Origin of the sequence: Paenibacillus thalictri (genome assembly GCF_004307995.1) — a bacterium.
GTDB classification, from domain to species: domain Bacteria; phylum Bacillota; class Bacilli; order Paenibacillales; family NBRC-103111; genus Paenibacillus_AF; species Paenibacillus_AF thalictri.
This window is the reverse complement of sequence record NZ_SIRE01000005.1, coordinates 250,917-267,777: the sequence shown is the minus strand read 5'-3', so window position 1 is coordinate 267,777 and position 16,861 is coordinate 250,917. Positions and strand designations below refer to the sequence as shown.

The following is a 16,861-nucleotide window of genomic DNA, read 5'->3' as shown; positions in this document are numbered from 1 at the left end:
ACTCACAGTTCCAGCACCTCTTTCCAGTAATGCAGACTTTCCAGCGCGCTTTGCTCATCGATAATTTGGATCGCTTCGCCCGCATGCACCAGCACGTATTGATCCGGCCTCACCTCATCGAGCATGCCGATGCCTACCGTTTTGGCGCTGCCCAAATAGTCCACCTTGGCCCGCCACTCGTCGGCATATATTTCAATCACCTTCGCCGGAACGGAAAGACACATGTTCCCGATGCCACCTCCATAAAGCCGCGACAGCTTGCCCGAAAGCGATGCCGCCGTCTCCGGCCGGTATTTTTTGATGAGAATATACGGTAAAACCTTCTTCTACTAACCTGGCTTTCGTATAGGAGAGCAAATACCGGTTGTCCCACACGCCGCCGCTTAAGACGACGGTTCGCAATCCCCATCGGACTGCGGCCCGCATCGCTCCGTCCACCACCATCTCCCCTACGGTCCGGTGAAAACGTTGTGAAATTAAATGTGCCGGCAGGCCATGCCGTAAATCGTCGACAAGGGCAAGAAACAGCGGTTGTACAAGCCACTTGTCCTGCCGGCTAACGATGGGATAGCAGGAATTCGCCGAAGGGTCCGGAATTTCTTCCGCCGCCAAGCTCGCCAAACTGCCAAGCATCATCGCCGCCTCGCCGTCATAACCGCTTTTCACGCATAAGCCAAGCAAAGCGGATACCGCATCAAACAATCTTCCGGCACCGCATGCCTGAGGGACGGCTATACGCCCATCAAGCTGAGCCGTTACGATCGGCAGCTTGTCGGCATATTCCGGAAACCGCTGTGTGATCATGTGTTCAAAAGTGCTGCCCGGACCATACGTCTCATATAAACACGAAACTGCCATCATCCACGGATAACGGATCGCGGCTTCCCCGCCGGGCAGTTTTAACGGCTGTAGGGAGTGGATTCGCTGGAAGCCGGCATAATCGCCGGCCAAAATGTCGAACCCCCATAAACTGCCGTCCACGCCGTAGCCCGTCCCGTCCAACACACAGCCGATGACCGGTTCTCTCAGTTGGTGCTCGGCCATGCAGGAAGCCATATGGGCATGATGATGGTAGACGGGGATGAGCTTCCCTACGCCCTGTTTACGCACTTCGGCGGCAGCGGCGCTGCCGGGATGCGGATCATAACCGGCGATCTCCGGTTCCACTCCCAGCATCCGGCAGGCACGCTGCACAGCGTCGCGGTAATACCGCAAACCATCCACGTGATCCGTCTCGCCGATGTGATGACTTAACCACGCGATGCCGTTATGCACAATGCAAAATGTATTTTTCGTTTCCGCGCCCGTCCCCAAAGCGATGGGCCATGTAAAGTCGCCTTCAGGCAATGGAACCGGCAGCGACTCCGGCACATACCCGCGGGAACGGCGGGTCAAGCAAAAGGCCCCGTCCGCCACTTGTCCGACCGAATCGTCAGCACGGCTCACGATCAGGCGATCATGAAGCAGGAAGCCATCGGCAATGCGACTTAGATCGCGGAATGCTTCTTCGTTTGTACAAGCGATCGGTTTGCCGCTGGCATTGCCGCTTGTCACGACAAGCAGCGGGCATGTACTCCCGAACAACAGATGATGCAGCGGTGTATAAGCAAGCATGACACCCAAGCGATCAAGCCCCGGGGCCAGTACCTTCAACGGCAGCTTCAGCTTCGCCTCCGCTTTTGGTTTTACCAGCACAATCGGCGCTTGCGGGGATGCCAGCGCATCCTTCTCTTCAAGCGACAGCTCAAAACAGCGCTCCGCTTCCGACAAGCCGGGCGCCATAACCGCAAGCGGTTTGCGCGGCCTATGTTTGCGGCGCCGCAATTCGGCCACGGCCATCTCGTTTTGAGCGTCGCAAATAAGATGAAAGCCACCCACCCCTTTGACGGCAATGATGCCGCCATTCTCCAGCAGCCTATGCGTTTCCGTTCGCCAATCTCCCAATAATTCACCGAGCTTCGGGTACATCAGCTGGATCTGCGGACCGCAATCCGGGCATGCGATATTTTGAGCATGAAAACGCCGGTTTTGCGGGTCGTTGTAATCTTTCCGGCACTTATCGCACATCGTGAAATCCGACATCGATGTCCGCTCCCGGTCGTACGGCAGCTCGTGTATGATCGTGTACCGCGGACCGCAGTCCGTGCAGCCGGTAAACGGATACATATAAAACCGGTTCCCCGGAGTCATCGTTTCGCGCGAGCATAATTCGCAAACCGCCAAATCGGCAGGAATGACCGAATAACGTGATTCTCCCGAGCTATCGCTAGGTTCGATACGAAAGCTGCGCTCTTCGACAGGTTCCGTTTGCGTGACCGTTAACGAATCAATCCTCATCGGCGGACTCGTATGACGTTCCAGCTCATGAACAAAAGCCCGCAAATTGTCAGGCAGTCCCTCAATCGCGATAACGACATGGCCGTTCCGGTTCGATACGCTGCCGGCCAGACGATGTGTAACGGCAAGACGGTATACGAGCGGCCGAAAACCTACTCCTTGCACGACGCCGGCAACTTCAATCCGATAGCGCTGCTTCATTGCGGATCTGCGGCTTCCAATTTCCCGCACAACCAGCCGATCCATTCGTCCAGCCCATCCCGTTTTAAGGCGGAGACTTGAAAAATCGGCGCAGCGACGTTAAGCAGGCGCACTTCTGCTTCAAACCGCTCCACATCAAACGGAATATACGGCAGCAAATCGGTTTTATTCAAAATGACGGCATCCGCCTTCTTAAACACAAACGGGTATTTCGCCACTTTGTCTTCCCCTTCGGTGGCACTTAAGACGACGATATCCAGCTCTTCGCCCAAATCGAACTCGGCTGGACATACGAGGTTGCCGACATTTTCGATAATCAGCAGGTCGATATCGGCAAGCTCCACGTATTCAAGCGCTTGCATCACCATGCGGGCGTCCAGATGGCAAGCTCCGTGTGTATTGATTTGCACCGCCTGCACGCCATGGGCTGCTATCCGTTCGGAATCCAGCGTTGTGGCAATGTCCCCTTCGATTACGGCCATGCGCAGCTTGGTCTTAAGCTGCTCCGCCAGACGTTCCAGCAGCGTCGTTTTGCCGGCTCCCGGCGAGCTCAGCACGTTAACCGCCAAAACATGATGGCGCTGAAAGCGATCGCGGTTTTGCCCGGCGATAAGTTTATTGCCTTGGAGAACATGCTGCTCCAGATGTATCCGCTCCGCCATGCAGAACTTATTCCCCTTCCATATACTCGATAAAAAATTCTTCGCCTTGCCCGCGTTCGATTTCCAGCACGGCGGTGTCGGCAAGCGGTTTATCCTTCAGCAGTTCAAATGCGAACTGCAGCGAATCGGGCATCGCGGCGGTATGTTCTCCGACGACCAATTTTACTTTATGGATGCTTTCCAGCTCCCGCTCGGCGGCAGCCTGGGAAACGATGGCGATTACTTCCGATATGAGACTGACTTCATGCATTTCCTCATCCTCCGTCTTTTCCCTCAACAGCCGCAGCTGCCGGATATCCCCGGCGCTTCAGCTCGCCTGCAACCAGTTCGACTGCTTCTGCAATTTTCGCTTCAATCGTCGGAGAGAGCCCCATCACCCAAGGTGTAATGGCAGCCGGCTCGATGCCGATGACCGTACCTTCGACTTCGTAACCGTCGTTTTTTAAAATTCGCAGCACCTCCGCCACCCCCATCAAATGAATATGATGCGGCGGAGCTTCCGGGACTTTAAGCTCGGACAATGGGAAGCGATACATCGTCCCCGGCTCGTTGCCTAATGCGACTGTATCCACCACGATCATGTGATGATGGCGTTCCACGATCGGAAGAATCGAAAGCCCCAATATCCCTCCATCTGCCAGTTCAACCGCTGCGGGCATTTCATACCGCTTTTGCAGCTCCATGATGATGCGGGGGCCGAAGCCGTCGTCTCCGTGTAAGCTGTTCCCGAGGCCTAAGACGAGGATGCCCTCTTGTTCACTCATCGTTATATCCCCAATCTGATTTTGTGCACATGGCTTTGATGAATCGAATGCACGGTACAAACAAGGCAGGCGTCAAAAGAGCGCACAATGCTGCCAAGCTCGGTCGGATTTTCCATGTTCGCCACTTCAGTGCCCAGCAGCGCCTGCTCTATGGCTCCCGGCTGGTTCATGCTGTCGCGCGGCGACACATTCCATGCGGTTGGCGTGATGACTTGGTAGTTGGCGATTTTGCCGGTTTCGAGCACGTTCCAATGCATCAGCGAACCCCGGGCCGCTTCGGTTAACCCGACACCCCGGGCTTGCTCCGGCTCCGCCTGCGGTTTCGAGTAAAACGGCTGCTTAAGATCGACGGTTTGCAGCCATTCGAACATTTTCGGAATCGTTCTGGCCGTTTCCTGAAACCGGGCGATCGCTCGGATAAATACCCCCGGACCAAAGGTTTCCAGCAAGTCCAAAATAAGCGGATCATGATCGACGACCATTCTCGCCAGCGGCCCGACCTCCACCACTTGCCCGTCATAACGCGGCGATTTGGCGAAGCTGTATTTTTCCTTATCGTTTTCCGTATAATTCGGGTCGGTTACACCCTCCCATGGATGGCGGCCGCCTTCATACCCTTTATAAAACGAATGGGCGATAAATTCCTCCACCTTCAGATGGTCGAAGGCATGTGTTTTCCCGCCGTCGTAATATCCCGCCGGCAGCCAGCACGACCGTTCCTCCACGTTGTAATTGCGCGGGTTGTCGAAATCCTCATATACCCCGCTGGAAAGGAATTTGCCCGGGCCCACTCCTAAGCGGTCGAGACCGACATCAAGCCCGAATTGGATAAACAGACCGAGGTCGCTGTTGCGGTGGGCTTCGCTTTCTTTCAGCCACAGCTCCAGCTCGTGTTTGCCTCTGATCTTCAGCCAGCGCTCAAGCGAGCAGCCCAATATGACCGTTTCCACATATTGCTGAAACTCCTTGAGAATTGCAAACGTTTTCGTAATATCGGTCAAATACGGCGAGCAGGTGACTCCGCCCGGCACCATATAGCTGCTGTGCGGCCATTGTCCGGAAAAAATCGCATTAACGTTCAGCAGTCTTTTGCGGATTTTGACCGCTTGTGTATACGATGTGCCGGTAAAAGGCGCAAACCGTTTCTTCACCTCTTCGTAAAAAGGCGACTTGGCGTATTTCTCATTCACAAAGTCGACCGCAAACAACGCGTAAAACCATGTCGCATGGCTCTGCACGTTTTCGGTCGCTTGGCAAATATTGCGGATCAACGTGGCGTTGGGCGTAGGGGCGACGCGGTACGCATTTTCCAGCGCGTTCACCGCCGCCCGTAAATGGGCTTGGCCGCAAATGCCGCAAATCCGCGGTGTAATAACCAGCGGGTCAAGCGGGCTTTTGCCGCGCAGAATCACTTCGATGCCGCGGAACATCGTAGCCATCGCCTCGGCTTGTACCACTTTGTTTTGCTCCAAGTGCGCTTTGATTTCGAGATCGCCTTCCACCCGGTTGAGCGGACTGACATTCAGCTTGACGGTTGTTAATTCATTCGCCATGTTACGGTCTCCCTTTGATCAGTTTGCCTTTTAGGCGCTCGGGCGCCGCCAATTTTGACACGCCCGCTGCGGCGATATAAGGAAGCTGCGGCACGCCAAGCGGAGCTTTCTTAGGGATACCCATACGTTTGGCGGTTTTAAAATAGTTAAAGGTCGGAAATTCCGGTTCGGTGCAGCCGAAGCAAGGGACACCGGCTCTTGTTTTGCTGGAATGACCGTTCCAAAGGATCCGGTTGCAGGACGAATGCGTATAATGCCCTTGGCAGCCGAAGTTGACCGACAAGCAGCCTTCCTTGCAGCCTAATGTTTCGGAACCGATTTTATATTCGAAGTATTCGTTACGGGTGCAGCCTGTGTGGGTGGTCGTGGAGTATAAATCGCGCGGGCGATGGTATTCATCCAGCAGTAAATCGTTTGGGCGCGTCACTGCGCCGATCAGCGTCTGCGTAATCCAGTCGGGATGCGCCGGGCAACCGGATACGTTAATGACCGGAAATCCGCTGCGTGACACGTAGGATGCTCCGAGGAATCCGCCTTTTTGCGTTTTGTGGAACTGCAATCCGGTGGCATCCGTCGGATTCGGATCGGCTGCGGGAACTCCGCCGAAACAAGCGCAGTCGCCGACCGCAACGACGATGTGCGCAACTTTGGACAAATCGCTGACCCAATCTTTGAAAGGCCTTTCACAAAAGACATCGTATTTGCCTGTGCCATGCGGACCTTGAGCGATAGCGCCTTCAATGACCAGGATATCGAGCGTATTGCGGCCCTCGATAAACTCGTTCAGCAGCTTGCTCACCGCATGCCCGCTTTCCAAACTTAACGAAGGATGCCAGCTTAACTTAATGCCATATTGAGTCAGCAAATCGATGACGTCCGGCTGTTCCGCCGTCAGAAACGACATCGTATTGCCGCTGCAAGCCGAACCTTCCAACCAAAGCAAATTCGCCAATCTTTTTCCCTCCCGAGCTATATTATAGTGTTTTTAACATAAAACCCCTTTTAAACCATAGTCCAAACATAGCGATTAAGCTGTGACAAATGTCACTATGTGGAAATAAAGCACAAAAAACCCATATCAGCCGCCATGTGCAATTGTGCATCAGGGCTGTCGCTATGGGTGTCAACTATATTGTTAGATTTGTTTGGCCAACCACGATTCAAGGAATCGCAGCGCATCCGGCAAATGCTCGGTCCAGTAGTCCCAGTTGTGCTCACCGGGAAATGATTCGTATTCGTAGGCATAACCAATCGAATCGAGATGTTGTTTAAAGCTCGTATTCATCGCAAACAAATAATCTTCCGTACCGCAGTTAAAATAAATCGACGGCCGCTGCGGGTTCGCCGCTTCGTTGGAGGCGAGCTGATGCAAATCCCGTTCACGGGCATACGGACCAGCAGCCGGGCCGGTCATGCGCGGAAACTGCGAGCGGTCGAACATCTTCTCTTCCATGCCGGAAACGGATCCCAACGCGCCGGATAAGCTGGCTGCCGCCCCAAACAGCTCCGGATGGCGGAGCGCCAAATAACAGGAGCCAAAGCCGCCCATGGAAAGGCCGGCAATCACGCGATGATTCCGGTCCGCCACCGTCCGGTAATGGCGGTCGATGTACGGCACAAGATCATAGACGAAATATTGCTCGAAATTGCCTGTTCCATCGTACCAATCCATATAAAAGGTGCCGTGCCCCGCTTCGCCGTCGCTTGGCATCACGACAATGCACTCACGCAGCTCGCCGCTCTGAATCAGCCGGTCGAGCGTCTGGGCGGCACTGCCCTTTTGCGTCCAATCCAGCTGGCAGCCGTACAGCCCATGCAGCAAATACACGACCGGATAAGATTGATCGGATGTTTCGTATCCGGGCGGAATGTATACGCAACATACTTTGCGGCTGAACAACGCGCCTGAGAAAAATGCGGCATATTGTACGGTCATAAGACTTCTCCCGTCTTAGTCCAGTACCGCGGCCATATGTTTTGCGGTTACCGACCAATGGGAGGTATTCCAATATGGCGCTTTATCCTTAATGTACAGCATTTGCGGGGAGGCGTGAGTCACTTTGGTGTCTTCCGCGATCTGATTGGATACGGGACGGGACTCGATTACCTTCACCATGTAATAATCCACGCCGCCGTTTGGTTCCTTGCCCAAATATTGCTCGTATTCTTCCAGAGCGTTTGTGCTGACAGGGCATCTGGTGCTGTGCTTCAAAATGACAAAAGGCTTCTCTCCGGATCCCTCTAACAAACTGTTCCATTCGTCTACTGTTGTAATCTCTTTCCAATTGGTCATGTTGTTACCCTCCTAAAAGTTTTTGTGAAGCAAAAACTTGCTTCGTAAGCATCGGCTTTGAGTTTTGCGAAGCAAAACTTGCTTCGTAAGCATCCGCTTTGTGTTTTTGTGAAGCAAAAATGGGCTTCATTATTGCTTTGAATCGAAAAAATAATGCTCGGCGTGTACGCCGCTGGAACTGATGTCGATAATCCCGTAGGAGTACCGCGGCTGAAACCGCTTATCGGTCGGCGAACCCGGGTTAAACATAAGAATGCCTTTTACCAATTCGCTGTGCGGGATATGGGAGTGACCGAAAATAATGACGTCCGGCGCGGTTTCTTCGCCGACGAACGCCATAAGCGCATTCTCCATCGTCGGACGGCTGCCGATATGTCCATGAACGATACCGATCCGCCTTCCCGCAAGCGTCAGCAATTTTTTATGGCCAAACCGGTCTATGATGTCGTATCCGTCATTATTGCCGGCAACGCCATCCACCGGCGCAATCGCCTCCAGCAAACCGATCACATCCGGACTCGTCCAATCGCCCGCATGCAGCAACAGATCAACGCCGCTGAGGCCGGTTACAAGAGCCTGCGGCAGCTGCTTCGAACGGGAAGGCATGTGGGTATCGCTAATGACTCCAATGCGCATCTACTCACCTGATTCCATTCAAATTGACTGTCTTCATCTTACCACAATTCCGCCCCAAGGAAAAAGCGCCCTGAGGCGCTTATAAAGACAAGATCAGGCAGTTACGCCCGTATGGTGATGTTAAAGTATTTCAGCCGCGATTAAGCCGCCATTTGAACGGTTGAGCCGGTGCCTTTTCGCGCTCCGGCCTGCTGTCCGGCAAACGATTTGCCGGAGATCCGGTAACGGACGATACCCACCGCAACGGCCGGTTCCACTTCGTCGCGTCCAGCGAGCTCTACCAATGCGGTTGCGTCGCCGAGCCGGTAAGCTGCTACCAGCGCTTGCAGGTAAGCTTTCATGCCTTCGTCTTTGGGAGATGGCATGACGTTTCGCTCAATTTCGTCTCTGACAAGCAGCAATGACTGCCGCGCCCGGTGCAGCGCCGACTTTACCGCTCCTTCTGTCGTGCCCAATATATCGGCCGTTTCGGCAAGCGAGTAACCAAAGACGTCTTTTAAAAGAAAGACGGTTCTCTGCAAGGACGATAAATGTTTGCAAATCATCTGAAACACCGCCTCCAGCTCAAACGCAACTTCGTCAACCGTTTCAGCGGCAGTCTCAAACCGCTCTCGCCGCAAAATATTTGCCAGCGCCGCTTTTCTGCGTGTCTTGTCGATCCATATATGTTTGGCCGTCCGCAGCAGCAGCGCTTCAGGATTCGCATGACCGGAAATATTTAATGTCATTAAGGATTTAAGCCACGTGTCCTGCGCCAAATCCTCCGCATCCTGCCGGGAGCCGGTGATAGACAAGCAATAACGGTTTAAAACGATCTGAAGCCGGTTCAAATCGCCGATTTCGAATGTAAAGCGCTCCGGTTCATCCACCCTCTGACTGAGCTTACCCTGTTCGACCGATTCAGTTATATTCATCCGGCATTTCTCCTTTTGACCAATATCCTTAAGTAGTAAACGAATAAGACACGAAAAAAGATACGCCTTCTTCAAAATTGTATAGCAAAAAGAAATGAATTGCCATCGTCGCAAGCCCCGCGCCCAGGGGCGTAGAAAGCGAAAGGGGACATTTGAATCCGGAAAAGCGAAGCTTGGAAGATCAAATGTCCCATCATGCTCGCCCCTCCACGTAAAGCGATATGAATGTTGGAATGTTGAAGCGTTGCCGCCATTCTAATGCGATTGCTTTGGCCCCTGCGCCAATTCAAACCCGCAAGCGTATCTTTTGGCGGCATTCATTCGTTTACTTGGCGTAAGACACAAATTCAATCCAACTGTATGGAGGTTTTCCGATGAATGGTTATATCCCTTATGTAATTGAACAGTCGGCCCGCGGTGAAAGATCCTACGATATTTATTCCCGTCTGCTGAAGGACCGGATCGTCTTTCTTGGCTCGGAGATCAACGACCAAGTGGCCAACAGCATAACGGCACAGCTGTTATTTCTGGCGGCGGAGGATCCGGAGAAAGAAATTTATTTATACATCAACAGTCCCGGCGGCTCCACCACGGCGGGATTCGCCATCTACGATACGATGCAGTTCGTAAAACCGCCTGTGCATACGATCTGCACCGGATTCGCCGCTTCCTTCGCAGCGATCCTGCTGCTCGCAGGCGCCAAAGGAAAACGGTTTTCGCTGCCGAACAGCGAGATCATGATTCATCAGCCGCACGGCGGCACGCAAGGGCAGGCCAGCGACATCGCCATCAGCGCCAAACGGATTTTGCAAATCCGCGACAGAACCAACCGGATTACCGCCGAATGTACGGGTCAGCCGCTGGAGAAGGTGGAACGGGACATGGACCGCGATTATTTTATGACTCCCCAGGAAGCTGTCGAATACGGCATTATCGATCAGGTGATTTACAGGAAATAAGACGGCCCAAGCCTCATTTTGGCGATATATACAATTTGTCCGGTATGGCCCGGCAAATGTCTGAATTGGTGCAGCAGCATCTCGAGCACGGTAGCTTGATTGTCGACCCCGCTATTTTGCAGCGGCGGTAAATTTAAATAAGGCTGCTCCAGCAGCATTTCCGGGTTCTCTTGAACCTTCTCCAAAACTTCAATAATACAGTCGAAAGATTTGGCAATAAGCTCCAGCGCCTGATCTTTTGATAATTGCAGGCCATGCTCGAACTCCTGCTCTCTATTTCTTGTATCCGGAACATGAAACAATACCGTCTCGATGCGCTGATGCACCGTTCCCCATATATGAGCGGCCAGATTGGCGATACTGTTGCTTTCCGGCGTAGACGCCCATACGATGTCTTCGTCGGATAATCGTTTAATGATGCTCAACGTCCCATGTTTTTCGGCGCGATATTTCTTCAAGAGAAAATCGATCAAAAGCGCTGTGCTATCCATTAATCTCACATCTCCTTACACATATTTTCCATCTTCGAGCTTCCAACGTAACCGAACAAAACCCGCGGCATAACGAAAATTGATCGTTTGCCGCGGGTTTTCCACTAAGAGTGTGTCGCTTTCCCGCTAATCCGTTGTTGTAAACCAATCGATCGTTTTGCTGGCAAGCAGCTTGCGTTGGCCTTGAAACTCATGGTATACGGAAAGCTTGTATTGCTTCAGCGTCTCCGTTTTAAAAATCAGGTCCTGGTCGGCGGTTTTCCATTTGTAGCTGTGCTCGCCAAGCTGGAAATAGACGTCGTCATCCTCGATGCCTTTTTCAAAAAAAATCTTTTGCGTTTGTGTAATGTTCCCTTTCAGATCTTCCAGCTGAAGGACGATTTTCTCGCCTTCCGTATTCGTTTCGTAATAAGAATCCTTGCTTAAGTCATATTGGAAATTGATGCGTATTTCTTTGGCGTCAAGCCATGTGCTGATATGCCAAATGGACAAGCTGTAAGGGTACATATCGATATCGCGCAGGTCGCCGGCTACATTTACGTTTTCATTCGGCAAATCGTACACGGCCGCGTCCATAAAAGCATCCGGCTTTTCGCCGTCGGCCGTCGCATGGTTGTCCGTTACCGCGTCGCCGAGGAGGAGCTTCAAACCACTGCTGTCCATCTCTTTGGGCAGCTTGGTCCAGAACGATACAAGCGCTCTGCCGTCCGGATTCAGCTTTGTTTTTACCTCGCGCATCTTCATCGGGTACAACGCGTTTGCTGGCGTCTGCAAATACGCCGCCAATTTCGGAATATTCGCACCGCGCTGATCGGCATTGGCTACCTCCACCTGCACCTCGTACAGCTTGGAGCTGCGGTCGGCGTAGCTGTTGACCGCCCGCGGCGAATATTGCAGGCTGCGCCCTCCGGGCGAACGTTTGACGCCGAACGCAACGGCCGGCAGCCCGCTGATTTGTGCGGGAAGCTGAAATTCCCCGACGACCGGATACACGCCCTCAGCCGTTTTATCTTCGATCAGCAGCTTCGCTTCTCCATATTGATACGTATAAGGGATTTTGCCGATCAGCTTGAACCTTGCTTCCTGGCCCTTCGGTATGCCGATTTGTTTGTCCGCTTTGACGGCTTTCGCTTCGATCTTCACCCCGTCGTCAAGCAGAAAATAAGCGCGAAAATCGGGAATCGGCAGCCCGCTTTCATCACGGTTGGCGATCGCCAGCTGAGCGGTCAACAAGTCTTGCTCGTCCCACGGAAGACGCTCGAGCTGCTCCAGCTTAAAGCTGTATAATCCCGTGGCATTGGCATAATCGTAAGCGATTCCTTGGGTGAGCGGGCCGGTGTCCGTCTCCGGTATCGGCATAAATCCGAGCGGAACGTTGATTTTGGTGTCGCCGCTCGCCGGCAGCGTTTGTGTCACGACAAGCTCCCACGCCTCCGAACCGGCAGACAACGGAATGGTCGAAGACTTCAGCTGAAGTTCTTTCATAACTTTCGGCTGAAGGATGATTTTCTCCGTGTTGACCAGCTCCAGCGGGTACATCGATCCATCGGCGGTACGGATCGAATACTGAAGCTGCGGCGGAGTTAGGCTTGTCGCTCCCTCATTCACAAGTTGCAGCGCAAGCTGGGGGGCGTAATATTTCTCGTTTTTCTTGACCGAGACACGTGTAACTTCGCCTTTAAGCGGCACATTGCCCAACTGCATCGTTCTGGCTGTTCCAGCGGGATGCAAATAAGACAGATCATCCGTTTGCAAGCGGATGTCGCCGATCTTCCGTTCCAAATCGGCCAAGCTGTAATCCCACTGGACAACGCGCAGGTTTACGTCCGAAAGCTCTGTCATCTCGTTAACTATGGCGTAAAACGTAAGATCCGTACTGTTGCCTTCGGGAACCATGTTTTTGTCCTTGTCCTGCGGCAGCAGCTCCGCCTTAAACTGTGCGCCTGAGGCGGAATAAGGGCGTACCCAATAATCGGCCAAAGCAATGTCTCTATCTCCCCCGTTGACGGCCGTTAGCGTAAATACGAGTGTTTTTCCCGCATCCCCCGGCAAAATAGCGGCACGCTTAAGCTCCATATAACTGCCGCCTCCGAGCGGTACGGCGGGAAGCGCTTGGGTAACGGCTACATCGTCTTTGGCGTAATGCCCGCCTTCGGCGCTTATTGCGGCAGGCTGTCCGAACGCAGCTGCTCCGGCCACTAAGAAAGTCAGCAGCAGCCGATGTAATCTCATTTGTTGCACGTCGGTTCCCCTCCTTTGTTATTCGGACTCTTCGGGAGGCAGCAGCACTATTTTGCCGTCCTCCAGCTGAACCTTTATTTTATTTGTGTTTTTCACGCCGATTGAATCGAGGTATCCGGCGGGAATTTGCAAACGGCCTACCTTGTCCAATACGGCGTATTCGACATGAGAATCGTCCTTGGCCGCAGCGCCCTGCTCCAGCTCGGCCAGTTCTTCGTCATAGGAGCGGCGCCGGATCATTTCCGACGACGTTTTGCCGTCCCGGATAGCGACGACCCGGTCCACCTTCTTGGCCAGCAGCGGATCGTGGGTGACGATGACGACAGTTAAGCCGAGCTGCCGGTTCAGCTGCCGGAATAAATCGAGTATTTGGTTGGCCATTTTCGTATCGACCGAACCGGTCGGCTCGTCGGCCAGCAGCAGCTTTGGGCTGTTGGCAAGCGCGATTGCAATCGCCACCCGCTGCTGCTCGCCGCCGGACAGCTGGTTCAGCCGGTTTTTCCGGCGATGACTTAAGCCAACCGCCTCAAGCAGCTCCAGCGCCCTGTCCCGTTTGCGCCGTCCGCGCAGCAGCAGCGGCAGCTCGACGTTTTCCTGCGCGGTCAAATACGGGATCAAGTTGCGCGCATTGTTCTGCCAGACGAAACCAACCGTCTCCCGTTTGTATTTCATTAAATCTTTTTCCGTAAATTTCAGCAGATCTTTGCCGTCCACGACCAAATTGCCGGCAGACGGGCGGTCCAAGCCGCCAAGCATGTTCAGCAGCGTCGATTTGCCGCTGCCGCTGTTGCCGATAATCGCCATCAGCTCGCCGGAGTCGACGTGCAAGTCGAGGCCTTGCAGCGCAACGACTTCCAAATCCGCCACCTTGTAAATTTTCACCAGGTTGTCGCAGTGAATCATCGCTTAATCCTCCCCCAGCTTGACGGCCTGATGAATTTTGATACGGGACAGCATATAACCGAGAATGATTAATCCAAACGAAATCATCGCCGATACGATCACATACAAGCGGACCTGATCGTGCGAATCGAAGGTGACGAGAAACGGCGGCACCTGTGTGGAGGCGTTAAATGCCAGCTGGAACATCGGCACATACAGCAGACCGGTCAGTGTCCCGATCGACAAGCCGATTCCCACCGCCGCTCCCGATGTGAGCAGCTGCTCGCCGATCAGCATAAAGATCAGCTGGCTGAACGAAATGCCCATGGCCCGCAGGATGCCGAACTGCAATATGCGACCTGACAACGATAACACCCAGTACAGCAGGAATCCGAAAAAGCTGATCATCACGGATATCATAAAACCAAGCGTCATCACGCCGTTAATGGCCAGCTGGAACGGATCGTTTTTCAGCTTGATGAGTTCCTGTTTCGCATCGCTTAAATGCTCGACCGGAATGTTTTTGTCCTCCAGCGCTGCATACAGCTCCTGACTCGAAGCTCCATCTTTCAGCTTAAGCCAGACCTCGTAAGGTTCAAGCGCCATATTGTTCTGAATGTACGATAAGTGCCCGACGACGAGCATCGGCGGCACGGCTTTTTTATTTTTCGCGGCCGTTGCAGCTCCCGGCGATCCCGGACCAACTCGCGGGTTCCAGGAAGGCCAATAATCGATGATGCCGAATATTTTGAACTGCGTATTCTCCACTCCCGGCCATCCGGCATAAAGCCGGTCCCCCTCTTTCAGCTTAAAATGCTCGGCGACCGATCGGGAGATCAGCACCGCAGCGGGGTCCGACGCCATCAGGTTCAAATATTCGTTAAAGTGGTGATCGAGCAGCCCGTTGCGGAGCCACGCCACTTGTCCGAAATCGTCGGTATCGATGCCCATAAGCAGCGTATCCGCTCTTTCTTTTCCTACCGTAATATTGGCGACCTGCTTCTTAAACACTTTGGCCGCATGTTCAACTCCGGAAAGCTGGGTCATCGGCAAAAACGGCGGTTCGGAGTACTGCACCTTGGTATTTCCCGACAGAGTCAACGGCAGCGCAAACATTTCCCCGCTATCTACCGGTTCTGTCTCCATGCCGGGCGGCGGAGCGTCGTTCTCCCAGTTTACCTGCATCGCGATATCGGTACCGTAGCTGTAGCTTATTTTTTCCGCGGCATTGATATTGATTGTTCGTGCGGCGCTGGAGCTGAACAGACCGGTGGCCAGCGTAATGATAAGAAACACCATAATAAATTGGTACTGCGTTGTGGACCGTCCCACCTGAATTAAGGTGGAGTACAGTGAAGGCGGCCACCACCTTTTGCCAAGCCAATAAATCAGCCGGACAAACCACGGATATATGCGCAATATCACCAGACCCGAACCTAATATAAATAAAGCCGGGACAACAAACAGCAGCGGGTCGATTTTCAAATCGCTCGAGTCAAGCCCCAAAGCGACCATATCGGCCATACGCCGGCGGAATGTTTGCAGACCGTACACCGACACGGCAACCAGAATGATATCGATAAAAAACGTATGCCAAAACGATTTCTTCTGCTGGCGCGCCATTTGCTGTTTATGCCCGACGATGGTCGCACGTGTGGCCAGGAAGGCCGGAATCAGCGTCATCACAAGCGAACAGGCGACGGCAATTGCGCCGTATTGGTACGCCTCGTCATTCATCCGCACGTCCAGCGCAGCCCGCTGCACAAACTCGAGAAATCCGTTGGAAGCGCCAAGCACCTTGGTCAGCAGCAGCCCAAAATGCGGACCGACGGCAAACGCGATGCCTCCAAGCAGCAGCCCTTCGATGAGATAACCGCACAATATTTGCAGCCGGCTTGCTCCGCGGCTCCGCAGCACGGCGATTTCCGTCTTTTGCCGTTCAGTAATCAGATTCGATACCATGAACAAATAGAAGGCCAACATCATCATAACCGGCACGTTAAGCGACCAAAGCATCATGCGCAGCTTATCTTCTTTGTCGTAATAAGAGGTTAATGTGGGCATGGCCTGCGGTTTGATCGAATAATTCTCGTAGTGCTCGGACAAAAATTGGTCAACCGCATTGTGTGTCCCGATGTACCTTTCAATATGCGGCAATGTCATTTTGCTGTAATCCAGCGCAGTCTGCCAATAACTTGCACGCACCTGCAGCTTTTGCCCCTTGGTAAAATCGTTCTCGAACAAGTCGAACGGAACGATGAGGCTGGATGAGTAGGTGGTCATTTTGTTGAACCAGAACACATCGTCATATGACTTCTGATCGATCACGCCGACGATTTTGACACGGATCGCATCCGTTCCGTCTTCATTTTTCAAAATAAACTCGTTGCCTACCACCAATTTCAAGCTGGACAACGCGTTCTCAACGACAACCGCCTCATATACACCGTCGGCCTGCGGCGGCTCCGGAAGACGCCCGTCCACGACGCGGATATGATTCTCCATCCCCTTGATCGCCGTCACATCGGCGGTTCTTGTCTTGGCCGGATCAATCCGGGTCGGATCAAGCGGCTCCATCGGGTACCTGTCGGTTGCCCGCTCGATGGCAAACTCCTTTATCGGCAGATTAAACCAGCGGTGCGCATTGGAGGTAAAATAGTCGTCGGTTTGGTGCAGTAAATCGGCGATGTCCTCCTTGGGCGTCGAGCCGGTTAAATAAATTGAAGCCCAATAATTCCCGGAATACTGGAACGTGGTCGCTTGCAGCAGATCCAAATCTTTGACAAGCATCCGCTGCAGAATCGCCGCCGTATACAAAGGCATGCTGCTCGCCAATCCGACGGAGAGGATCAGCCCGACCAGCAGGCTCAGCTCCAGCCATTTGTTTTTGATCATTTTTCGCAAAATCATGACGAATAAGGCCACGCA

Annotated in this window: 16 protein-coding genes; 1 reads left to right on the top strand and 15 read right to left on the bottom strand. The window is 53.3% G+C overall.

Annotated elements, in window-relative coordinates:
- Positions 1-2: 2 nt before the first annotated feature.
- The 11 genes from EYB31_RS07765 to EYB31_RS07715 form a co-directional block, all read right to left on the bottom strand.
- The gene (locus EYB31_RS07765) at positions 3-200 is read right to left on the bottom strand and encodes a HypC/HybG/HupF family hydrogenase formation chaperone (protein WP_240762189.1); all 198 of its coding nucleotides are present in this window, start codon (positions 198-200) and stop codon (positions 3-5) included.
- The gene (gene hypF / locus EYB31_RS07760; protein ID WP_131012719.1) at positions 193-2,583 is read right to left on the bottom strand and encodes a carbamoyltransferase HypF; all 2,391 of its coding nucleotides are present in this window, start codon (positions 2,581-2,583) and stop codon (positions 193-195) included. The genes EYB31_RS07765 and hypF overlap by 8 nt, the downstream gene beginning before the upstream one ends.
- Positions 2,535-3,200 (bottom strand): hydrogenase nickel incorporation protein HypB, encoded by a 666-nt coding sequence (gene hypB, locus EYB31_RS07755; RefSeq protein WP_131012718.1) that lies wholly within the window; start codon positions 3,198-3,200, stop codon positions 2,535-2,537. Before hypB ends, hypF begins: the two co-directional genes overlap by 49 nt.
- 7 nt (positions 3,201-3,207) lie before the next feature.
- Positions 3,208-3,450, bottom strand: coding sequence for a hydrogenase maturation nickel metallochaperone HypA/HybF (locus EYB31_RS07750; RefSeq protein WP_131012717.1), 243 nt, complete (start codon positions 3,448-3,450; stop codon positions 3,208-3,210).
- Positions 3,451-3,454: 4 nt separating this feature from the next.
- Complete coding sequence (locus EYB31_RS07745; RefSeq protein ID WP_131012716.1) at positions 3,455-3,964, bottom strand: hydrogenase maturation protease; 510 nt, start codon at positions 3,962-3,964, stop codon at positions 3,455-3,457.
- 2 nt (positions 3,965-3,966) lie between these two features.
- A complete protein-coding gene (locus tag EYB31_RS07740) occupies positions 3,967-5,517 on the bottom strand; it encodes a nickel-dependent hydrogenase large subunit (RefSeq protein WP_131012715.1) in 1,551 nt (516 codons plus the stop codon).
- Between the two features lies 1 nt (position 5,518).
- The gene (locus EYB31_RS07735) at positions 5,519-6,469 is read right to left on the bottom strand and encodes an NADH-quinone oxidoreductase subunit B family protein (protein ID WP_131012714.1); all 951 of its coding nucleotides are present in this window, start codon (positions 6,467-6,469) and stop codon (positions 5,519-5,521) included.
- A gap of 183 nt (positions 6,470-6,652) precedes the next feature.
- Positions 6,653-7,453: an alpha/beta hydrolase gene (locus tag EYB31_RS07730; protein ID WP_131012713.1), complete on the bottom strand. Its 801-nt coding sequence runs from the start codon at positions 7,451-7,453 to the stop codon at positions 6,653-6,655.
- A gap of 15 nt (positions 7,454-7,468) precedes the next feature.
- Complete coding sequence (gene ytxJ / locus EYB31_RS07725) at positions 7,469-7,810, bottom strand: bacillithiol system redox-active protein YtxJ (protein WP_131012712.1); 342 nt, start codon at positions 7,808-7,810, stop codon at positions 7,469-7,471.
- A gap of 129 nt (positions 7,811-7,939) precedes the next feature.
- Positions 7,940-8,446 (bottom strand): metallophosphoesterase family protein, encoded by a 507-nt coding sequence (locus EYB31_RS07720; RefSeq protein ID WP_131012711.1) that lies wholly within the window; start codon positions 8,444-8,446, stop codon positions 7,940-7,942.
- 140 nt (positions 8,447-8,586) lie between these two features.
- A complete protein-coding gene (locus EYB31_RS07715) occupies positions 8,587-9,360 on the bottom strand; it encodes an RNA polymerase sigma factor (RefSeq protein WP_131012710.1) in 774 nt (257 codons plus the stop codon).
- A 374-nt stretch (positions 9,361-9,734) separates the two neighbouring features.
- Between EYB31_RS07715 and clpP the strand changes: the two genes are divergently transcribed.
- Positions 9,735-10,319 carry an ATP-dependent Clp endopeptidase proteolytic subunit ClpP gene (gene clpP, locus EYB31_RS07710; protein ID WP_131012709.1) on the top strand — a complete coding sequence of 195 codons (585 nt, stop codon included), beginning with the start codon at positions 9,735-9,737 and terminating at the stop codon, positions 10,317-10,319.
- Here the strand turns inward: clpP and EYB31_RS07705 are convergent.
- The 4 genes from EYB31_RS07705 to EYB31_RS07690 all read right to left on the bottom strand — a co-directional run bounded on the left by EYB31_RS07705 (position 10,307) and on the right by EYB31_RS07690 (position 16,858).
- Positions 10,307-10,810: a DinB family protein gene (locus EYB31_RS07705; protein ID WP_131012708.1), complete on the bottom strand. Its 504-nt coding sequence runs from the start codon at positions 10,808-10,810 to the stop codon at positions 10,307-10,309. The genes clpP and EYB31_RS07705 overlap by 13 nt on opposite strands.
- Before the next feature lie 126 nt (positions 10,811-10,936).
- Positions 10,937-13,051 carry a hypothetical protein gene (locus EYB31_RS07700; RefSeq protein ID WP_131012707.1) on the bottom strand — a complete coding sequence of 705 codons (2,115 nt, stop codon included), beginning with the start codon at positions 13,049-13,051 and terminating at the stop codon, positions 10,937-10,939.
- Positions 13,052-13,069: 18 nt separating this feature from the next.
- Complete coding sequence (locus EYB31_RS07695; RefSeq protein WP_131012706.1) at positions 13,070-13,954, bottom strand: ABC transporter ATP-binding protein; 885 nt, start codon at positions 13,952-13,954, stop codon at positions 13,070-13,072.
- 3 nt (positions 13,955-13,957) lie between these two features.
- Positions 13,958-16,858 carry an ABC transporter permease gene (locus tag EYB31_RS07690; RefSeq protein WP_131012705.1) on the bottom strand — a complete coding sequence of 967 codons (2,901 nt, stop codon included), beginning with the start codon at positions 16,856-16,858 and terminating at the stop codon, positions 13,958-13,960.
- Positions 16,859-16,861: the final 3 nt, after the last annotated feature.